The sequence below is a fragment of the Erythrobacter sp. AP23 genome, assembly GCF_001542855.1.
Classification (GTDB): domain Bacteria; phylum Pseudomonadota; class Alphaproteobacteria; order Sphingomonadales; family Sphingomonadaceae; genus Qipengyuania.
Map to the genome: position 1 here is coordinate 592,957 of NZ_LNBY01000017.1, position 19,187 is coordinate 612,143.

Consider the following 19,187-nt stretch of genomic DNA (forward strand, 5'->3'; position numbering starts at 1 on the left):
GTCATGTCCTCATTCGGCTGCCACCACGCCTTCGAGCCGATCTTCCAGATCGTTGCTCGCGGCATGCAGCGCGGCCAGTGTGTCTTCGTCGGGTTGCCACAGCTCGCGGTCGCAGGCCTCGAGCAGGCGGCTGGCGACGCGGGCGGAACTCTTCGGGTTGAGGCGCGAAAGTCGCTCGCGCATTGCGGGGTCGAGCACGAAGGTCTCGCTGATCTGCTGGTAGACCCAGGGGGCGACCTGGCCGGTGGTGGCCGACCAGCCCATCGTGTTGGTCACGTGCCCTTCGATATGCCGCACGCCTTCGAAACCGTGCTTGAGCATGCCCTCGAACCACTTGGGGTTGAGCGTGCGGGTACGCGTCTCCAGATCGATCTGCTCGGCCAGTGTGCGGACCTTGGCGGCACCCTGCGTCGCATCGAGGATATAGACAGGGGCGTCCTTGCCACCCTTGGCCCGGGCGATCGAGCGGCTGATCCCGCCAAGCCCGTCGACATACTGGTCGAGATCGGTAATCCCGACCTCGACGCTTTCGAGGTTCTGATAGGCGAAATCGACGCCCGCCAGCGCGCTTTCGAGCAGTTCGCGGCGCTGCACCGGTGCGCCCTTGACGCCATAGGCGAAGCCCTTGTGCGTCTCGAAGGCATTGGCCAGCTCGTCCGGGTCGGTCCACACGCCACCATCGATCAGCTGGTTGACGTTTGCGCCATAGGCCCCTTCCGCATTGGAGAAGACGCGCAGGGACGCGGCTTCCAGATCGCAGCCCTGCGCCTGCGCATGCGCGAGGCTGTGCTTGCGTACGAAATTTCGCTCGAGCGGCTCGTCGGCGCTGCTGGCGAGCCAGGCGGCTTCGGCCAGCATGCGCGTCTGCAGCGGAAGCAGGTCGCGGAAAATGCCCGACAGGGTGGCGACCACGTCGATCCGCGGGCGGCCCAGTTCCTCCAGCGGGATCAGTTCGGCCCCGGCAAGACGGCCGTATCCGTCGAGCCGCGGGCGCGCGCCGATCAGCGCCAGCGCCTGCGCGAGCTGGACGCCTTCGCTCTTCATGTTGTCGGTGCCCCACAGCACCATGGCGAGGCTTTCGGGATAATCCGCCTCCTCGCCCGCGCGATGGCGAGCGAGCAATTGCTCCGCCTGCCGCGCGCCTTCCGCCACGGCAAAAGCGCTGGGAATGCGGAACGGGTCGAAGCCGTGGATATTGCGCCCCGTCGGCAGGACTTCCGGATTGCGCAGGACGTCGCCACCGGGGGCGGGTTTCACGTAACGCCCGTCGAGCGCATGGATCAGCGCGCCCAGCTCGTCACTGGCGGCGAGCATGGCATCGATCTTGTCGCGGTCTGTCTCGGGATCGGCTTCGACCATTGCATCGAGGAAGGCTTCGCGCTCCTCGCCCTCGGGCGCGGCGCCGAAGACGTGCAGGCCATGCGGGATAAGTGCGCGTTCGAGCTCGTAGAGCCGCCCGGCAAGATCGCCGATGTCGCCCATTTCGATGTCGAGCGTGTCGCATTGCTCGGCGATCATCGCCTCGAGCGCGACGCGTTCATCGGCCTCGTTTTCGTCCCCGCGGGTACCGCGCCATCGCTCGACCAGCGCCTTCAGGTCGGCGAAACCCTTGTAGAGCCCGGCCTCGGCGAGCGGCGGGGTGAGGTAGCTGATCAGCGTCGCGCTTGCCCGGCGTTTGGCGAGGATGCCTTCGGACGGGTTGTTGGCAGCGTAAAGGTTGAAATTGGGCAGGTCGCCCAGCAACCGTTCGGGCCAGCATTCGCCCGACAGGCCGGCCTGCTTTCCGGGCATGAATTCGAGCGCGCCATGCGTGCCGAAATGCACCACCGCATCGGCGCCGAAGTCCTGTCGGATCCAGCGATAGAAGGCGGCAAAGGCGTGGGTTGGGGCGAAGTCGCCCTCGAACAGCAGCCGCATCGGATCGCCCTCGTATCCGAAGGCGGGTTGCACGCCGACGAAGACATTGCCGAACCGGGCGCCGTAGACGTGGATCGTGCTGCCGTCGGATTGCTGGCGGCCGGGGGCGGGGCCCCATTGCGCCTCGATCTGCGCCAGGTGCGGTTCCGCGCGGACATGCGCATCCGCCGGGATCCGCGCGGCGACATTGGCGTCGGCGCCGAAACGCTCGGCATTGCCGGCGAGGATCGCCTCGCGCAGCGCTTCGACGCTGTCAGGGACTTCGACCTCGTAACCTTCGGCAGCAAGCCGGGAGAGCGTCGCGTGAAGCGATTCATAAACCGCGAGATGCGCGGCCGTGCCGGTCGCCCCGGCATTGGGCGGGAAATTGAATAGCACGATCGCGAGCTTACGCTGCGCGCGCTGGGCCTTGCGCAGCGCGATCAGCCGTGAGGTCTTCGCCGCCAGCGCCTGCGCGCGTTCGGGATGGCAGCGCATCGCCCGGATGCCGTCCTCGGCGTTCTCGCTGCGTCCGCCGAAGACGCTAGGGCAGATCGCGCCGTCGAGCTCGGGGATCGCGACCATCATCGTGGCTTCGATCGGCAGCAGGCCGAGCTTGCCATCGTGCCACTGCTCGAGCGGCTGGAACTCGATCGGATGCGCCGCAATATAGGGCAAGTCGAGCTGGCCGAGCACCTCCACCGCCGCCTCGGTGTCGTTGTAGGCCGGGCCGCCGACCAGCGAGAAGCCCGTGAGGTTGACCACCGCATCGACCGTCGGCTTGCCGTCGCGCATGAAGAATTTCTCGATCGCCGGCCGTGCATCGAGGCCGCTGGCAAAGGCGGGGATGACCTTGAGGCCAGCCGCTTCCATCGCCGCGATAACGCCATCGTAATGCGCGGCATCGCGGCCCAGCACGTAGGAGCGCAGCAGGATCAACCCGACGGTGCCATTGGCGCCGCCGCCGCGCGGCAACAGGCGCAGGCTTTCCGACATGCGCTGGCGCGCGCGGGGGTGATAGACGCCCAGTTCGGGATAGTCCCGCGGCGGCTCGGCCGGGGTCGCACCGCGCCGCTCTGCCCGCTCGCCCGCGGCATAGCGGTCGACCAGCGTGCGGACCATCTGCACCACATTCTCGTCAGATCCGGCCAGCCAGTATTGCAGCGTGAGGAAATAGGCGCGCACATCCTGTGCAGTGCCGGGGATGAAACGCAGGATCTTGGGCAGGCGGCGCAGCATGCGCATCTGCTTCGCGCCCGAACTGGTGCCCGGCTTCTTCGAGCCGCGCAGCTTCTTGAGCAGCGCCATCGGGCCCTTGGCGGGCGCATCCATGCGATAGCCGCCCATTCGTGTCAGCTTCACGATCTCGCCCGCCGACATCAGCCCGAGCATCGCGTCGCACCGCTCGCGGCGCGCCTCCAGTGCGGGACGGATCGCGCGGACGTGATCGTCGAGGAACAGCATGGAGGCGACGACGATGTCGGCGCGCGCGACGTCCGCCTCGGCCCGCGCCAGCGCACCGGGATCGCGATCCCAATCGGACGCAGCGTGGAGCACGAGGTCGATCTTTTCTTGCGCCAGGCTCTCTCCGGCGCGTTCGACCGCCCCCTGGAGGTGGTTGTCCAGCGTCACGATGACGACGCGGACCGGAGGGAGCGCGCTACCGGGCATAATGCGCCTTCGCATCGTAGAGCGTGTCGAGATCGATCCGCGCGCGACCTTCGTTGGCGGCGAACAACTCGGTGTTCCGCCGCGCCTTGCCGCGCACGAAGAACGGGATCTTCTTCAATTCGCGCTCGGCCTCGTCGGTCCAGAGCCCCGCATCGCCGTTCGTCTCGAGCGTAGTCGAGAGTCCGCGCCCTGGCGCATCCTCGCCGGTCTCGACTTCGCTCGACACGACCGGGGCGCGATGTTGCGGCGCATGGGCGTGAAGATGCGAAGCCCCGGCCTCGTCGGCGAATTCGAAATCCTCGCGGAACATCGTCAGCAGGTGCTCTTCGAGGCCCATCACCAGCGGATGCACCCAGGTATCGAAGATCACGTTCGCACCCTCGAACCCCATCTGTGGCGAGTGGCGCGCGGGGAAATCCTGCACATGCACGGGGGAGGAGATCACCGCGCAAGGCAGGCCGAGGCGCTTGGCGATATGGCGTTCCATCTGCGTGCCCAGCACCAATTCGGGCTGCGCTGCGGCGATCGCCTCCTCGACCGCGAGATGGTCGTCGGTGATGAGCGGTTCGAAGCCGTAGACCTTGGCTGCGGCGCGCACCTCGCGTGCGAATTCGCGGTTGTAGCAGCCGAGGCCGCAGACTTCGAAGCCCAACTCCTCGCTGGCGACGCGCGCGGCGGCCACCGCATGGGTCGCGTCGCCGAAGATGAAGACGCGTTTCCCGGTGAGGTAGGTCGAGTCGACCGAGCGGCTCCACCACGGCATGCGCGAGGTGTCGTCGTCCAGCGCCGGCTGGGGATCGACCCCGGCCAGTTCGGCGACCTCGTGGATGAACTGGCGGGTCGCGCCAACGCCGATCGGCACGGTGCGGATAGCAGGCTGGCCGAAGGTCCGCTCGAGCCAGCGCGCCGCCTCTTCGCCGGTTTCGGGATAGAGCACGATGTTGAAATCCGCCGCGCCGATCCGCGCGATATCGGCCGGGGATGCGCCGAGCGGGGCAACCAGATTGACCTCGATACCGAGCGTGTCGAGCAGCGCCCGGATTTCACGCACATCGTCGCGATGGCGAAAGCCGAGCGCTGTCGGGCCGAGAATGTTTACGAGAGCGACATCGCCCCGGCGCGGTTCCACCTCGGTATCGGCAAGATGGCGCACCATCTGGTAGAAGGTCTCGGCCGCGCCCCAGTTCTCCTTGCGCTGGTAACTGGGCAGTTCGAGCGGGACGACCGGGCAGGGCAGCTGCATGTTTTCGGCCAGGCCCGCCGGATCGTCCTGGATCAGCTCGGCGGTACACGAAGCGCCGACCAGCATCGCCTGCGGCCGGAAACGCTCGAGCGCATCGCGTGCGGCATCCTGAAACAGCTGCGCAGTGTCCTTGCCCAGATCGCGCGCCTGGAAGGTCGTGTAGGTGACCGGCGGGCGCTTGTTCCGGCGCTCGATCATGGTGAAGAGCAGGTCGGCATAGGTATCGCCCTGCGGCGCGTGGAGAAGGTAGTGGACGCCTTCCATCGCGGTCGCGACGCGCATTGCGCCGACATGCGGGGGGCCTTCATATGTCCAGACCGCCAGCTGCACGGCTACACCTCCAGCACATCGCGCCGCCGCAGCGGTCGCGCAAAGAGTTCGGCGAGATCGCCCGCCTGGTCGAAGCCGTGAATCGGCGAGAAGACGAGTTCGATCGCCCATTTGGTCGAGAGACCTTCGGCTTCGAGCGGATTTGCTAGGCCGAGGCCGCACACGGTGAGGTCGGGCCGGTCGGCGCGTACCCGGTCGAGCTGACGGTCGACGTCCTGGCCTTCGCTCAGCCGGGTATTGGCGGGCAGTTGGGGCAGTTCGTCGGCGAGGATCGCGCGATGGAGGTAGGGGGTGCCCACTTCCACCGGCGCCATGCCGCATTCGGCGGCAAGGAAGCGCGCTAGGGGAACTTCCAGCTGCGAATCGGGAAGGAAGGAAATGCGCTTGCCCGCGAGCCGCTCGCGCTGATGCTCCAGCGCGCGCTTGGCGCGTTCGCGGCCCGGCGCGACAGTGCGGTTGAAGTGCATCTCGTCGACACCGAAGGCGTCGGCTGCGGCCTTGAGCCAGGCAGTGGTGCCTTCCGCACCGAAGGGGAAGGGGGCACAGCAATGGGTGGCGCCGCGATCCTGCAATGCGCGCAATGTCTCGCCGAGGAAGGGCTGGGCGAGCAGCACCCTCGTGTTGGGTCCCACCGCGGGCAGATCGGCAGCGGCGCGTGCGGGGAGGCAGCCGACGCTCTCGATCCCAAGCTGCGCGAACAACCGCAGGAATTGGTCCTCGACGATGTCGGGCAGCGATCCGACCAGAAGCAGCGACGGCGCAGCATCGGCGGGCTCGACAGGCATTGCGGGGACCAAGGAGGCAAGGCAGGCATCCTCGCCCTCGGTGAAGGTGGTCTCGATCCCGCTACCCGAGTAGTTGAGGATGCGCGTGCTGCCGGCGTGTTTCGCCCCCAACCGTTCGGCGGCTTTGGCAAGGTCCAGCTTGATGACTTCGGAAGGGCAGGAACCTACGAGGAACAGTGTCGCGATCTCGGGCCGCCGCTCGAGCAGGCGGTCGACTACGCGGTCGAGTTCCTCGTGGCAGTCGGCCATGCCTGCAAGGTCGCGCTCCTCGATGATCGCCGTGGCGAAACGCGGCTCGGCGAAGATCATCACCCCCGCTGCCGATTGCAGCAGGTGCGCACAGGTGCGTGAGCCGACGACGAGGAAAAAGGCGTCCTGCATCTTGCGGTGCAGCCAGACGATGCCGGTCAAGCCGCAGAAAACCTCGCGCTGGCCCCGTTCGCGCAGGACCGGGGCGCAGTCGGTGCCTGCTTCGGGGAGGGGCAGCGCGCCGGTCATCCCGCCACCGCCGTTCGCGCAGGCATTTCGAGCCGCGCGGCGCGCAGCTTGAGCAGGAACTGCCCGGCATTGACGACATAGGTGGCATAGGCTGCCAGCGCGACGAACAGCCGCTGATCGAGCGTGCCGATACCGCCCACGAGCATCACGAGATAGGCCGTGTGCAGCGCGATCACGACCATCGAGAAGACATCTTCCCAGAAGAACGGGCGGGCAAACAGCCATTTGCCGAAGACCTGCTTTTCCCAGATCGAGCCTGTCACCATGATCGCGTAAAGCGCGAGCGTCTTGGCGATGATCGAGATATCCGCCGCGAGCGCACCCGCACCGGTGGAAAAATAGCGGAAGACCAACGCCAGGCTGACGAGAAAGATAAGGAACTGGAGGGGAGCGAGAATGCCCTGCACCACTGTCCAGGGCGACTCGTCGCGGCGTAGCCGCTCTTCCGGCGAGTAGAGCATCCGGTCTCGGTCGCGCCCGCTTACCCGTGGGTTTGCGGTGGGTAATGAGCGATCCAGCCTCTCCATTTCTTCGCACTGCCTCCACTCTCCAGTGGGAGACTACGCCCCGACACCCTCATGTGTCAATCAAAGTGGACGACAATAAAAATAGACACTCAGGGATTTGCCAGCTTGGGCAAATACGCCTAGGCTCCCGATTCTCGGACGGAGTCGGCATACGAACATTGACACGCCGGGACTGACGCGATCCGCGCCGCTACCAGACTGGGAGAGTCTGAAATGGCATCGGTAATCGGTACGGGCTCTGCTGCCCTGCTCAAGGCGATTTCAAACCCGCTGAGCGGTCTGAAACGGCAGCAGGAAACCCGGCCAGGTACTTCGACCAATCCGTCCGGCGAAACGCTCGGGACGATCATCGAGGGGGATTTCATCCCTCGCCTGCTTTTCAAGTTTTCCGCGCGGGCTTCGTATCCGCCGGCGGACGACAAGCCGGTGATCGGAGCCGATGCGGCAGAGCAGTTCGCTTCCCTTCCGCTGACTCTCGAAGCGGACCAGTTGCTTGCGGAAGTGGAATCCTTCCTGGACCGCGGGGTTAGCGTCGAGGCCGTTTTTCTCGACCTCCTCGCGCCCTCTGCGCGGTGGCTCGGCCAGCTTTGGGAGGCCGACGAATGCGACTTCGTCGATGTCACTATGGGGTTGTGGCGCCTGCAGGAAGTCATGCGCGAGATTGCCGCGCGTTCGCCGCCGGCAGTTCATGCGATGGGTCCGGGGCGTACCGCTCTGTTCTCACCGATGCCGGGCGACCAACATGGATTCGGTTCGCTGATCATAGACGAGATTTTCGCTCGGGCCGGGTGGGACAGCGAGGCTCTCATCGACCCCGAACGGCGCGAATTGCTGCGGCTGATATCGGAAAAGTCGTTCGACCTCGTAGGATTGACCATTTCATGCGATTGTCCTAGCGGCCCCGTCTCCCAACTGATTAGTGCAATTCGCAGTGTTTCCGTAAACCCCCGAACGCAGATCCTCATCGGAGGGCGAGCGGTCAATTCCAATCCCGACCTCGTCGGCGAGGTCGGTGCCGACGGAACAGCCGTCGATGCCGAAGCGGCGCTCAGACTCGCCGCACGCCTGGTGGAGGACGTGAAACTTAGCGCTTAGCACGCATCGTAGGCACGAGAACCGGATGCTGACCAGGAAGCACAGCTTGGACGAGAAACGGCCCTTCGCCGATTCCGGGGAGGTGTTCGACGCCATCGATCGCGACGCGGCCAAGACGCTGGCGATGGTGGCGGGCGATGTCGTGCTCGTGCTGGACAAGACCGGCAACATTCTCGACGGCTCTTTCGACCCCGACGCATTCCCCGAATTCGAAAAATGGATCGGCGACAATTGGCTCGACACGGTGACCGCCGAGAGTCGGCCCAAGATCATGGAAATGCTGGCCGCGGCACGCAAGGGCGAGGTGCAGCACTGGCGCCAGGTCAACCATCCTTCGCGCGAGGGCGACGTCCCGATCAAATATGTTGTCGTCAGCATCAATGGCGGCGAACGGGCGATCGCCTTCGGGCGCGATCTGCGCGAAATCGGCAAGGTCCAGCAGCGCCTGCTCAAGGTCCAGCAATCGCTCGAGCGCGATTACATCCGCATGCGCCATGTCGAGGCACGCTATCGCCTGCTGTTCGAAAGCTCGCGCGAGCCGGTGATGATCGTCGAGGCGTCCGATTATCGTATCCGTGAAGCCAATCCCGCGGCCCATGCACTGGTCGGCGCCAAGGCAGGGTCGCTGGCCGACAAGAAACTGCTCGGCCTGTTCTCGCGCAAGAGCGGTTCGACGGTCACCGCGCATCTGGGCTCGGCGCTGGTTACGAATGCAGTCTCACCCGTGGCGGTCACGCTCGACAAAGGCGGGCGAGAAGTGACGCTGTCCGCCTCAGGCTTCAGCCAGGACCGGCGGCAATACCTGCTTGTCCGTTTCGAAGATGCACAGCGATCGATCGAGCCCGACGTGGCACCCGTGCTCGACGTCATAGAACACATGCCCGACGCTTTCGTGCTTACCGATGCGCGCATGGGCATCGTTGCCACCAATATGGCTTTCGTCGAGCTCGCCCGGGCGGCCGGGATCGACCAGCTGCGCGGGTCCGATCTGTCGACTTTCATCGGCAGGCCGGGGATCGATCTCGATCTCATCGCCAGCCAAGTCGACAAGGATGGCGAGGCGCGCAACGTCACCACCATTCTCCGCGCGGTGAATGGCGGCGACGACGAGCCGATAGAAGTCTCGGCGATCGCGACCGGCGCGGACGAGCGCCATTACGGTTTTGTCATTCGGCCGATCGCCCGGCGCCTGCGCGACCTGCCACCCGGGTCCGACGACATGCCGCGCTCGGTCGAACAGCTCACCGAGCTGGTCGGGCGCATGCCGCTCAAGGATATCGTTCGCCAAAGCACCGACCTAATCGAGCGCCTGTGTATCGAAGCGGCACTGCTCTATACCTCGGACAACCGCGCTTCGGCCGCCGAAATTCTCGGCCTGAGCCGTCAGAGCCTTTATTCCAAGCTGCACCGCTACGGCCTCGGAAACCTGCCCGCCGACTCCGAATAGAGTTTTCCTGCATAATGGGTGTCAAAATGATTTGACGCCCACCCCTGTCAGGCATAGCGTTGCGCCATGCTTCGTTCGGCGGCCTCGACTCGGACGGCGCCGATTCCGGCGGCATCTTCGGTCGTCGAACTTCTCAAGCCGATAACCTGGTTCCCCCCGATGTGGGCCTTCGGCTGCGGCGTGGTATCCGCCGGCGCGGCATTCGACGAACGCTGGCTGTTCGTGATCGGCGGCATCTTGCTCGCCGGGCCCTTCGTCTGCGGCACCAGCCAGGCGGTCAACGATTGGTTCGACCGGCATGTCGATGCGATCAACGAACCCCACCGGCCGATTCCATCCGGCAGGGTCGCAGGGCGCTGGGGCCTCGGCATCGCGGTAGCCGGGACGCTGCTGTCGCTGGGGCTTGCGGCAATGCTCGGGTTTTGGGTCTTCGTCGCTGCCATATTGGGTCTGGCGCTCGCCTGGGCCTACAGCGCGCCGCCCTTCCGCCTCAAGGCGAGCGGCTGGGCGGGGCCGGCCACCGTCGGGCTCACCTATGAAGGGCTCAGCTGGTTCACCGGCGCCAGCGTGATGGCGGGCGGGCTGCCGGGCATGCCGGTAATCGCGATCCTGCTGCTCTACAGCGCGGGCGCGTTCGGGATCATGGTGCTCAACGATTTCAAGGCGGTCGAAGGCGATCGGATCACCGGCCTGCGCTCGCTGCCGGTGACGCTGGGTGTCAGCCGCGCAGCCCTGCTCGCCTGCTTCGTGATGGCCGCCGCACAGGTCATCGTGATCGCCTTGCTCGCCATTTGGGACCACGCGCTGTCCGCGCTGATCGTGAGCGCCCTGTTGCTCGCGCAAGTGCTGCTGATGGCTCGCCTGCTGAAGCACCCGGCGCGATTCGCTCCCTGGTACAATGCGACCGGAGTAACACTTTACGTCCTCGGCATGCTGGCGTCCGCGCTTGGTCTGGGAGGATATCTGTGACGACGCGATCGACCCGGGGATTCGGCTGGCTCGCGATTGTCCGTCTCGGTTGCGTGCAGGCCTCGATCGGCGCGATCGTCATGCTGGCGACCTCGCTGCTCAACCGCGTGATGGTGGTCGAATATGCGCTCGCCGCGGCGATCCCCGCGGGGTTGGTCGCCTGGCATTACGCGGTTCAGCTCACCCGCCCGCTATGGGGCCATGGTTCCGACCGGGGAAGGAAACGCACGCCGTGGATCCTGGGCGGCATGGCGGCGCTGGCGCTGGGCGCGCTCATGGCGGTGAACGCGACCGTCCTGATGGCCGCAAACCCCTTGGTCGGTGCGATCCTGGCAATCGCCGCCTTCACTTTGATCGGCATGGGCGTGGGGGCGAGCGGGACATCGATGCTCGCTCTGCTCGCCTCGGGCGTCGCCCCCGAACGCCGCGCGGCAGCGGCCGCGACGACCTGGATCATGATGGTCGCCGGGATCGTGATCTCGGCAGGAGTGGCCGGCGCGCTGCTCGACCCCTTTTCGCCGCAACGGCTCGCGCTGGTAGCCAGCGGGGTTGCCGTCGCCGCGCTGGTGGTGAGCGCGCTGGCCGTGCGCAAGCTCGAGCCGGAGGTCCCCTTCGGCTTCGACACGCAGCCACGCGGCGAGGTGCCCGGATTTCCCGAGGCGCTGCGCGAAATCCTCCATGAAAACGCCGCGCGCCGCTTCACCGTATTCATTTTCGTATCGATGCTCGCCTACAGCATGCAGGACCTCATTCTCGAGCCCTTTGCCGGCCTTGTCTTCGGTATGACCCCGGGCCAATCGACCCAGCTCGCCGGGATCCAGCATGGCGGCGTGTTGATCGGCATGATCTGCGCCGGGATCGGTGGCAGCGCCTTTGCCGGGCGATTACCGGTCGATCTGCGCTTCTGGATCGTGGCGGGCTGCAGCGGTTCCGCACTCGCGCTGGCTGGCCTCGCCGCCGGCGCGCTTTACGGACCCGGTTGGCCGTTGACCGCGAACGTCTTCGTGCTCGGCCTTTGCAACGGCCTGTTCGCGGTCGCCGCGATCGGGGCGATGATGGGGCTTGCCGGGGCGGGTCGGAAAACTCGCGAAGGCGTGCGCATGGGCGTGTGGGGCGCGGCGCAGGCCATTGCCTTCGGTCTGGGCGGACTCGCCGGCGCGCTGGGCGTCGATATCGCCCGCCGCGCGCAGGGGCAGGATGGCACCGCCTTCCAGCTGATTTTCGCAATCGAGGCGTGCCTATTCGTCATCGCGGCGGGGCTGGCGCTCCACGCGACGCGGCGCGGGCGCGCGAACACAAGGGAGGTGGCAACGGTATGACCGAGACGATCTACGACGCAGTGGTGGTCGGAGGCGGACCTGCAGGGGCCACCGCCGCGGCCGATCTGGCAACTGCCGGGCACAAGGTCCTGCTGCTCGACCGCGCGGGGCGCATTAAGCCTTGCGGCGGGGCCGTACCCCCACGGCTGCTGCAGGATTTCGACGTGCCGCAAAGCCTGCTGGTGGCGCGCGCACGCTCGGCGCGCATGATTGCGCCTTCGAACCGCAAGGTCGACATGCCAGTGGGCGAAATCGGCTATGTCGGCATGGTCGATCGCGACGTGTTCGACGAATGGCTGCGCGAGCGGGCCGCACAGGCCGGAGCGGAGCGTCGCACCGGCACGTTCGAGCATATCGAGCGCAGCGAGAGCGAGGGCCCGACCGTCTGCTATCGCCGGTCGCGCGGCAGCGAGATCGAGCGCGTCCGGACCCGGCTGGTGATCGGCGCCGATGGCGCGCGCTCGGCCGTCGCGCGGCAGAATATCCCCAAGGCGGACCAGATGCCCTGCGTGTTCGCCTATCACGAAATCATCCGGTCGCCCGAAGAAACGACCGAAGCCTTCGACGGATCGCGTTGCGACGTGTTCTACCAGGGCAAGCTGTCGCCCGATTTCTATGCCTGGGTCTTCCCGCATGGCGGCACTGCCAGCATCGGGCTGGGCAGTGCGAACAAGGGCTTTCCCTTGCGCGAAACGGTGGCGAAGATGCGCGGCGAGCTGGGGCTGGATGCCTGCGAGACGATCCGCAAGGAAGGCGCGCCGATCCCGCTCAAGCCGCTCAAGCGGTGGGATAATGGCAGCGACGTTATCGTCGCCGGCGATGCGGCGGGCGTGGTCGCTCCGGCATCGGGCGAGGGCATCTATTATGCGATGACCGGCGGGCGCCATGTGGCGCAAGCCGCGCAGGAATTCCTGCGCACCGCCAATCCCAAGGCGCTGCGCATGGCGCGTAAGAACTTCATGCGCGAGCATGGCAAGGTGTTCTGGGTGCTCGGGATCATGCAGTATTTCTGGTATTCGAGCGACAAGCGGCGCGAGCGTTTTGTGACCATGTGCGCCGACAAGGACGTGCAGCAGCTGACCTGGCAGGCCTATATGAACAAACGGCTGGTACGCGCCAAACCGCTTGCCCATGCGCGAATTTTCCTCAAGGATTGCGCCCATCTGCTGGGATTGAGGGCCGCCGCCTGATGAATCGAAGTTGGTTGCTGCCGATCATAGTGGCAGGTGTCGCGGCGCTGGGCGTGGCGATGCTCGGCGCCACGATCACCGATCTGGGTCCCTGGTACCAGGCGCTCGAAAAGCCCGCCTGGGCACCGCCCGATCCCGTCTTCGGAATCGCCTGGACGCTGATCTTCGCCCTGGCCGCGGTTGCCGCCGTAAGCACCTGGCGCGCCGCGCCGACCACGCGCGTCGCGGATACGGTGATCGGCCTGTTCGCGCTCAATGGCTTCCTCAACATCCTGTGGAGCCTGATCTTCTTCCGCATCCAGCGGCCCGACTGGGCCTTTGCCGAACTGCTGCTGCTGTGGCTCTCGGTGGGCGCGCTGATCCTGTTCTGCGGGCGCTATTCGAGGCTCGCCGGCTTTGCTCTGGTGCCTTATCTGATCTGGGTGACGATCGCCGGCGCGCTCAACTGGCAGGTGATCGAGCTCAACGGCCCCTTCGGTTGATGGAGGCGCTGTTTCGCAGCGGCCATGCGGCGGACATCGTGCTGGCGGTGCTGCTGGTCGAGGCGATCTGGCTCCGGATGCGCGGCTTCGCCTGGCGCGATCTGGCAGGATTGCTCGGTCCCGCGGCGCTGCTGGTGCTGGGCCTGCGCGCCGCGCTGGTCGGGGCGCCATGGTACTGGATATCGCTGCCGGTCGCGCTCGCTTTCCCGCTGCACCTGCTCGACCTGCGCCGGCGAAGCGGAGGCGGCGCCTAGGTTCACCGACATCGCGGCAAAAAAGAACCCGGCCGTGGGAGCCGGGTTTCAAGCTCGGCAATGGTGGACGGGTCAGCCGGGCGCGTAATTATGCTGCTGTGCCCACAGGTACCAATTGTCGACCACCGTTCCGGTCAAAAGGATACCGATCCCGCCGGTCAGCGTGGTCAGCACTGCGAACCACCACGCCCAGCGATGGATCGATTCCATCGATGCGTTGAAGCCCATCGTCCAGCGCCAGAACAGTCCCGCACGCTCGGAGGCCGTACCGCGATCGGTGATCTGTTCGATTTCGCGCTCGCCGCCATAGCGGCTGACCGCGAGGATCGTTGCCCCGTGCATCGCGAACAGCAGCGCCGAACCGTACAGGAAGGTGATCGAGAGCGCGTGAAACGGGTTGTAGAACAGGTTCCCGTAGATCAGCGAAAAATTGTTGGTCCAGTCGAGGTGCGGGAAGATGCCGTAAGGCACCGCTTCCGACCAGCTGCCCATCAACATCGGGCGCAGAAAACCGAGCACCAGGAACAGCCAGATCGCACTGGCGAAGGCCCAGCAGACATGCAACCCCATGCCCAGCGATACGGCCCGGCGATAGGAACGCACCCACCACAGCAGGATCGATAGGGTAAGGAAGAAGCCGGTCAGAATGAACCAGCCGCCCTCGGCCAGCGGGACGAACGGGCTGAAGCCCCATTCGGGCCCAGGCGGGTCGAGCGAGAGCCAGAAGAATTCGCGCATGAAGGCGATCGGGCTGTAATCGACCTGCGCGGCCATGTTCCACCCGATGATCGAGATCGCGAGGAAGCCGAACAGCAGCGAGGCGAGGCCCAGCCAGCCGAGATAGATCGGTCCGAGTTGGGCCTGGCCGAATTTGCCGAACCAGTAGTTGTAGCCGGTCAGCCGATAGCGCTCTTCATCGCCCGGCGGCAGCGGGACTCCCATTTCGGGAGCGGTCTGAAGCTGCACCTGGGTGAAGATATTGTAATAGCGTGCCATTGCTCAGGGCCTCCTCAGGACCAGATCGGGATGCTCTTCCACCAGTCCCACCATTCGGGGAAACTGCCCTGGTAGAGCGGACCGGCAAGGATCATGCAGGCCGCGCTCCAGAAGCCGGCGTTGAGCGCCAGCAACAGGCCGAGGCGGTGGATGCCCAGCGTGCCGATCGAATAGCCGATGAAATCGCGAAAATAGGTATCTTCGTGTTCGGGCGTCTTAACTTTCTCGCCCTTGGGCACGTTGACGGCAGACAGGATCAGCGATCCGTGCAGCGCCAGCGCGAAGCAGGTGACGAAGAAGAAGGACACCGCCACCATATGCAGCGGATTATAGTGGAAATTCACATACATATAGCCGGTATTCGACACCCAATCGAGATGGGTGAAGATGCCGTAGGGAAAGCCGTGGCCCCAGGCCCCCATCCACAGCGGCCGCACGACCACCAGCGTCGCATAGGCGAGTATCGCGAAGCTGAAGGCGATCGGCACGTGGTAGCCGATGCCCAGCTTGCGACTGATTTCCACCTGTCTCAGTGCCCACGAAATGAAGGCGACCAGCGCGCAGACCGTGATGATCTGCCAGTATCCGCCTTCGTTGAGCGGAGCTGCGGCTAGACCCGCTTCGATGGGCGGTGGTTCGATCGAGATGAGCCAGGGGTTCCATGTCGGCCCCTGCGACGCGGAGGCGAAGATCAGCAGAGTGCCCAGAAGGGCGCTGATCGCCGTCGTCACGCCGAAGAAGCCGACATAAAAGGGACCGACCCAGAAGTCGAACAGGTCGCCGCCTATCAGCGTACCACCCCGCACGCGGTATTTCCGCTCGAAACTCAGCAGCGCCATAGCTCTATCCTTCCTACCTTGGCGGGCAGGCTCATCGGGTACCTACTCGATGGCCGGAGGCAGGCAGGCGAATCCCGCCTGCGCTCGATCGACCCGGCGTTCAGCCCGTTCGCGTCACGCTTTCAGTGGCCGCCGTCGTCGCCGGTGCGGCGCTTGCGCCGTCCAGCCAGTTGTAGCGGTTGGTGCTGAGCAGGATGAAGTGAATCAGCAGCGCGAGGACGAACAGGAATACGAACAGTGCGACGAGCGCCCTGCGCGGATCGAAAATGAGCCAAATTCTCCACATTGTCTTTCTCCTTCAATGTGTCGGGCAGTGCCTGGGGATGGGCCGTCGGTGGCGCTTCGCTCAGGCGGATTGCGCGGTCAGAGCCACGGCCTCCAGACCCAGACGAGGACGTGAGCGACGACGGCAATCGCAGTGAAGCCGAGGAAGCTGCTCATGAAAATCTTGTGGAATTCCTTGGCCTCTTCGGGCGTCAGGTAGGTCCGCAAGCCAAAGCGATCGTCACCGGGTGTCGGATCGTTCATTGGTTTATCTCCCAATCAGTTGCGAGGTGGTGGGGACGACGTGCCCCCGACGGTATCCGCGCGGGCGGACCCGCGGGGATGGTGAAGCCCGCTGGCGGGCGATCGGGTGCGACGGGGCTCATGCGAGCGATCCTTCGAGCAGGACATCGGCGAGGCAGTCGGCGGAAACGCTGGTATGTCCCTGGCGGCGGGCCGCGCGTTCGGCGGCGTCGCGCAGGCGCTTGGCGGCGGAAATGCGGACCAGCACCGGCTGCGCTTCGACGAGCGCGTCGAGCTTGGCCTTGGCATCGGCATCCCAGGGCAGTTCCTCGTGGTCCTTGGCGAGGGTCGGCTCGACCTTGTCGAGGTCGGAGCCGAGCGGCAGGATGTGGAACAGCGCGTCGAACAGCGCATTGCACACTTCCTGCACGAGATAGGTCGCGCCGGCATAGCCCATGAAAGGCGTGCCGGTGTGGCGGCGGATCGCCGCGCCGGGAAAGCTTGCCGCGATGAACTGACCCGACGGACCGTGGCCGGTCCCAGCCGTCTCGGCGAGATACATCCGCTCGTTGTAGGAGCCGAACACGACCAGAGGTGGATTGGCGTGGATCGCAGCGCGCACGTCTTCGTTCTTCGGCTTCACACCGGCAGAGCGGGAGAAGGCGAAGGTGCAGGGAAGACCCATGTCTTCCTCGAGGAAGACACGGATGCCGCGGGCATAGGTCTCGTTTGCGCAGATCCCGAAATTGGCGGTGCCGAAGAAATCCTGCGTGACCGAGCGCCACAGGTCCCACAGCGGCTTGATCGTGGTGTGCTTCTCGCGTGCGATGAAGGGTTCGGGATCGAGCCCGAGTTCCTCGCTCAGCGCGCGCAGGAATTTGGTGGTGCTGGTGAGACCCACCGGTGCCTGGAAATAGGGCCGGTCGAGCAGTTCGCACAGATTACGGCCATATTCGCGATAGAGGCAGACGTTCGCCTGCGCATCGGCCAGGCGGCGGATATCGGCAAGATGGCTGCCGAGCGGGAAGGCCATGTTGACCTCCGCCCCGATGCCCTCGACCAGGCGCCGGATCTCGGCGAGGTCGCTGGCCATGTTGAACATGCCGTAAGCCGGACCGATGATGTTGACCTTGGGCTTTTCGCCCTCCTTGACCGGCTTGAGCGCGGGCATCTTCTTCGGCCCGAATTCGGTCCATAGCCAGGAAAGGGCGCGATCGGCCGATTCCCATTGGTCCTCGTCGATCGTGCGCGGCAGGAAGCGCTTGATCGTGGTGCCTTCGGGCGTCACCCCGCCGCCGATCATTTCGGCGATCGAGCCGGTCACCACCACCGAGGGCAATTCGGGATCGAGCGTTTCCCAGGCCCGCTTCATCGCGCCCTCGGTGCCGGTCTTGCCGAGCTCTTCCTCGCCGAGTCCGGTGACCACGATCGGCAATTCGTGCGGCGGCAGCCCGTCGGTGTAATGCAGGACCGAGGTAACCGGCAGGTTCTCGCACCCCACGGGGCCGTCGATCACCACCTGCAGCCCCTTCACCGCGGTGAAGACATAGACGGCGCCCCAGTATCCGCCCGCCCGGTCATGATCGAGGACGAGGGTCATGTGCCCACCGCCTCGGCCGCCTTGATGGCCGCCGCCGTCTGCGCCGCGAATTTCTTCTTGAACTTGGGCCGGTCGACCGGTGTGTCTTCCCAGATTCCGGCCGCATCGCCCGTGCCCGCATCGCCGAAAAATTCCGACATGCGGTCGAACCGCGCTTTGTTGGCGAGCGCGGCATTGACCACCTGCGCGAGACTGCCGGCTCCCGCCGGGCCCATCAGAGGGCGGGCGGAGATCAGATTGGTGAAATAGAGCGCGGGAATCGCGTTCTGCTTGGCATGCTGGACGACCGGCGTGGTGCCGATCGCCAGGTCGGGGCCGAATTCCTCGACCGCCGCGATATCCTCTTCGAGGCTGGCGCGGTAATTGACGCGCACGCCCTTGGCCTCGAGCCAGTCGCGGTCGGGATCGGACCATGGGGTCTTGGGGCAGGCGGTGCCGACATAGGGCACCTCCGCGCCGCTTTCGATCAGCAGCCGCGCGACCAGCAGTTCGGAGCCCTCGTAGCCCGAGACGGTGATCCGGCCCTTCACGGGCATGGCGGACAGGGCCCCGCGAATGGCGCCGACCATCGCGTCTTTCGCGGCGTCGATTTTCGCGCGTTCGACGTTGCACGCGCTGCCGATCGCCTCGAGCCAGGCGGCGGTGCCGTCCGAGCCCACCGGGGCCGAACCAACGACGCTACGGCCGGCCTTGTCGAACTCGCGGATGCTGGCGGTATAGAAGGGATGGATCGCGGCGACGGTGGCGCAATCGAGCGCGGCGTAGAGCTCGCGCCATTCGCGCGTGGGAACGACCGGGCCTGCTGCGAGCCCAAGGGGCTCCAGCATCATCCCGATGCCTACCGGATCGGCGGGAAACATTTCGCCCAGCAAGGTTACCGTCGGACGATCCGAACGCTCTTTCGGAGCGGCCACGGGGCCAAGTTCGGCTTCCTTGCGGGCATATTCGAGCATGGCGCCCGCAAGCACATCCTTCGCCTCGGCATGGGTCGGCACACCGAAGCCGGGCACGTCGATGCCGACGATCCGCACGCCGTTGATCTGGTCGGGCAGCAGCCGCAGCGGCACGCCGCTGGCTGTGGGCACACACAGATTGGTGACCACGATGGTGTCGTATTGGTCCGGATCGGCGAGCTGTTCGACCGCTTCCTTGATGTCCTCGAACAGCTTGCCGGTGACCAGCGTTTCTGAACTGAAGGGCACGTAGCCGACCGTGCGCCGTGCCCCGTAGAAATGGGAGGTGAAGGTGAGGCCGTAGACGCAGCAGGCGCTGCCCGAGAGGACGGTCGCGGTGCGCCGCATCCTCAGTCCCACGCGCAGCGAGCCGAAAGCGGGGCACATGCTCTGCGGCTGGTCGTGCGGCCCCTTCGGATAGTCGGCGGCATAGCGGTCGAGCAGCTCGCTCTGGCCGGCCTTGCGCGCCGCTTCCTGCATCCGTTCCGCACCCCCGTGGCAGCCGCTGTCACCGGCGCCGTCCGGATCGAGATCCAGCCGGTCGGGTTCGCGCGCGTCGGCCACGTCGGAGGCGAAATCGGTCATC

Annotated in this window: 17 protein-coding genes; 7 read left to right on the forward strand and 10 right to left on the reverse strand. The window is 65.7% G+C overall.

Going from position 1 to position 19,187, the window contains the following annotated elements:
• Nucleotides 1–9: 9 nt before the first annotated feature.
• The 4 genes from ASS64_RS12815 to bchF are packed head-to-tail and all read right to left on the reverse strand — an operon-like array spanning nt 10 to nt 6,884.
• Nucleotides 10–3,567, reverse strand: coding sequence for a magnesium chelatase subunit H (locus tag ASS64_RS12815; RefSeq protein ID WP_067695104.1), 3,558 nt, complete (start codon nt 3,565–3,567; stop codon nt 10–12).
• The gene (gene bchB / locus ASS64_RS12820) at nt 3,557–5,140 is read right to left on the reverse strand and encodes a ferredoxin:protochlorophyllide reductase (ATP-dependent) subunit B (RefSeq protein ID WP_067695107.1); all 1,584 of its coding nucleotides are present in this window, start codon (nt 5,138–5,140) and stop codon (nt 3,557–3,559) included. The genes ASS64_RS12815 and bchB overlap by 11 nt, the downstream gene beginning before the upstream one ends.
• A gap of 2 nt (nt 5,141–5,142) precedes the next feature.
• A complete protein-coding gene (locus ASS64_RS12825) occupies nt 5,143–6,423 on the reverse strand; it encodes a ferredoxin:protochlorophyllide reductase (ATP-dependent) subunit N (RefSeq protein ID WP_067695109.1) in 1,281 nt (426 codons plus the stop codon).
• Nucleotides 6,420–6,884, reverse strand: coding sequence for a 2-vinyl bacteriochlorophyllide hydratase (bchF, locus tag ASS64_RS12830; protein WP_067695111.1), 465 nt, complete (start codon nt 6,882–6,884; stop codon nt 6,420–6,422). The genes ASS64_RS12825 and bchF overlap by 4 nt, the downstream gene beginning before the upstream one ends.
• A 279-nt stretch (nt 6,885–7,163) precedes the next feature.
• Between bchF and ASS64_RS12835 the strand changes: the two genes are divergently transcribed.
• From ASS64_RS12835 to ASS64_RS12865, 7 genes are all read left to right on the forward strand, one after another.
• Nucleotides 7,164–8,045 (forward strand): B12-binding domain-containing protein, encoded by an 882-nt coding sequence (locus ASS64_RS12835; protein ID WP_234002397.1) that lies wholly within the window; start codon nt 7,164–7,166, stop codon nt 8,043–8,045.
• A gap of 46 nt (nt 8,046–8,091) precedes the next feature.
• Complete coding sequence (ppsR, locus tag ASS64_RS12840) at nt 8,092–9,492, forward strand: transcriptional regulator PpsR (RefSeq protein ID WP_234002398.1); 1,401 nt, start codon at nt 8,092–8,094, stop codon at nt 9,490–9,492.
• A gap of 66 nt (nt 9,493–9,558) precedes the next feature.
• Nucleotides 9,559–10,461: a chlorophyll synthase ChlG gene (gene chlG, locus ASS64_RS12845; RefSeq protein WP_067695115.1), complete on the forward strand. Its 903-nt coding sequence runs from the start codon at nt 9,559–9,561 to the stop codon at nt 10,459–10,461.
• Nucleotides 10,458–11,780, forward strand: a complete 1,323-nt coding sequence (locus tag ASS64_RS12850) for a BCD family MFS transporter (RefSeq protein WP_234002399.1) — start codon at nt 10,458–10,460, stop codon at nt 11,778–11,780. The genes chlG and ASS64_RS12850 overlap by 4 nt, the downstream gene beginning before the upstream one ends.
• Entirely contained in the window at nt 11,777–12,970 is a 1,194-nt protein-coding gene (locus ASS64_RS12855) for a geranylgeranyl diphosphate reductase (protein WP_067695118.1), read from the forward strand. The genes ASS64_RS12850 and ASS64_RS12855 overlap by 4 nt, the downstream gene beginning before the upstream one ends.
• Nucleotides 12,970–13,452 carry a TspO/MBR family protein gene (locus ASS64_RS12860; RefSeq protein ID WP_198147711.1) on the forward strand — a complete coding sequence of 161 codons (483 nt, stop codon included), beginning with the start codon at nt 12,970–12,972 and terminating at the stop codon, nt 13,450–13,452. Before ASS64_RS12855 ends, ASS64_RS12860 begins: the two co-directional genes overlap by 1 nt.
• Nucleotides 13,452–13,706 carry a hypothetical protein gene (locus ASS64_RS12865; protein WP_157075186.1) on the forward strand — a complete coding sequence of 85 codons (255 nt, stop codon included), beginning with the start codon at nt 13,452–13,454 and terminating at the stop codon, nt 13,704–13,706. Before ASS64_RS12860 ends, ASS64_RS12865 begins: the two co-directional genes overlap by 1 nt.
• Before the next feature lie 72 nt (nt 13,707–13,778).
• Here ASS64_RS12865 and pufM read toward each other — a convergent pair whose 3' ends face one another.
• From pufM to bchY, 6 genes are all read right to left on the reverse strand, one after another.
• Nucleotides 13,779–14,702, reverse strand: coding sequence for a photosynthetic reaction center subunit M (gene pufM, locus ASS64_RS12870; protein ID WP_067695121.1), 924 nt, complete (start codon nt 14,700–14,702; stop codon nt 13,779–13,781).
• Between the two features lie 14 nt (nt 14,703–14,716).
• Entirely contained in the window at nt 14,717–15,541 is an 825-nt protein-coding gene (gene pufL, locus ASS64_RS12875; protein WP_067695124.1) for a photosynthetic reaction center subunit L, read from the reverse strand.
• A gap of 100 nt (nt 15,542–15,641) precedes the next feature.
• Nucleotides 15,642–15,827, reverse strand: coding sequence for a light-harvesting antenna LH1, alpha subunit (gene pufA, locus ASS64_RS12880; RefSeq protein WP_067695126.1), 186 nt, complete (start codon nt 15,825–15,827; stop codon nt 15,642–15,644).
• Nucleotides 15,828–15,904: 77 nt separating this feature from the next.
• The gene (gene pufB, locus ASS64_RS16450; RefSeq protein ID WP_083508352.1) at nt 15,905–16,069 is read right to left on the reverse strand and encodes a light-harvesting antenna LH1, beta subunit; all 165 of its coding nucleotides are present in this window, start codon (nt 16,067–16,069) and stop codon (nt 15,905–15,907) included.
• A gap of 118 nt (nt 16,070–16,187) precedes the next feature.
• A complete protein-coding gene (gene bchZ / locus ASS64_RS12885) occupies nt 16,188–17,648 on the reverse strand; it encodes a chlorophyllide a reductase subunit Z (protein WP_067695132.1) in 1,461 nt (486 codons plus the stop codon).
• On the reverse strand, nt 17,645–19,186 hold the full coding sequence (bchY, locus tag ASS64_RS12890; RefSeq protein WP_083508353.1) for a chlorophyllide a reductase subunit Y: 1,542 nt from the start codon (nt 19,184–19,186) through the stop codon (nt 17,645–17,647). Before bchY ends, bchZ begins: the two co-directional genes overlap by 4 nt.
• Between the last annotated feature and the right edge of the window lies 1 nt (nt 19,187).

Coding starts and splice junctions, on each gene's coding strand:
- chlG (WP_067695115.1), top strand. CDS start 9,559: ATGCTTCGTTCGGCGGCCTCGACTCGGACGGCGCCGATTCCGGCGGCA.
- pufL (WP_067695124.1), bottom strand. CDS start 15,541: ATGGCGCTGCTGAGTTTCGAGCGGAAATACCGCGTGCGGGGTGGTACG.
- ASS64_RS12860 (WP_198147711.1), top strand. CDS start 12,970: ATGAATCGAAGTTGGTTGCTGCCGATCATAGTGGCAGGTGTCGCGGCG.
- pufM (WP_067695121.1), bottom strand. CDS start 14,702: ATGGCACGCTATTACAATATCTTCACCCAGGTGCAGCTTCAGACCGCT.
- ASS64_RS12825 (WP_067695109.1), bottom strand. CDS start 6,423: ATGACCGGCGCGCTGCCCCTCCCCGAAGCAGGCACCGACTGCGCCCCG.
- bchZ (WP_067695132.1), bottom strand. CDS start 17,648: ATGACCCTCGTCCTCGATCATGACCGGGCGGGCGGATACTGGGGCGCC.
- pufA (WP_067695126.1), bottom strand. CDS start 15,827: ATGTGGAGAATTTGGCTCATTTTCGATCCGCGCAGGGCGCTCGTCGCA.
- ASS64_RS12855 (WP_067695118.1), top strand. CDS start 11,777: ATGACCGAGACGATCTACGACGCAGTGGTGGTCGGAGGCGGACCTGCA.
- ASS64_RS12835 (WP_234002397.1), top strand. CDS start 7,164: ATGGCATCGGTAATCGGTACGGGCTCTGCTGCCCTGCTCAAGGCGATT.
- bchF (WP_067695111.1), bottom strand. CDS start 6,884: ATGCTCTACTCGCCGGAAGAGCGGCTACGCCGCGACGAGTCGCCCTGG.
- pufB (WP_083508352.1), bottom strand. CDS start 16,069: ATGAACGATCCGACACCCGGTGACGATCGCTTTGGCTTGCGGACCTAC.
- ASS64_RS12865 (WP_157075186.1), top strand. CDS start 13,452: ATGGAGGCGCTGTTTCGCAGCGGCCATGCGGCGGACATCGTGCTGGCG.
- ASS64_RS12815 (WP_067695104.1), bottom strand. CDS start 3,567: ATGCCCGGTAGCGCGCTCCCTCCGGTCCGCGTCGTCATCGTGACGCTG.
- bchY (WP_083508353.1), bottom strand. CDS start 19,186: ATGACCGATTTCGCCTCCGACGTGGCCGACGCGCGCGAACCCGACCGG.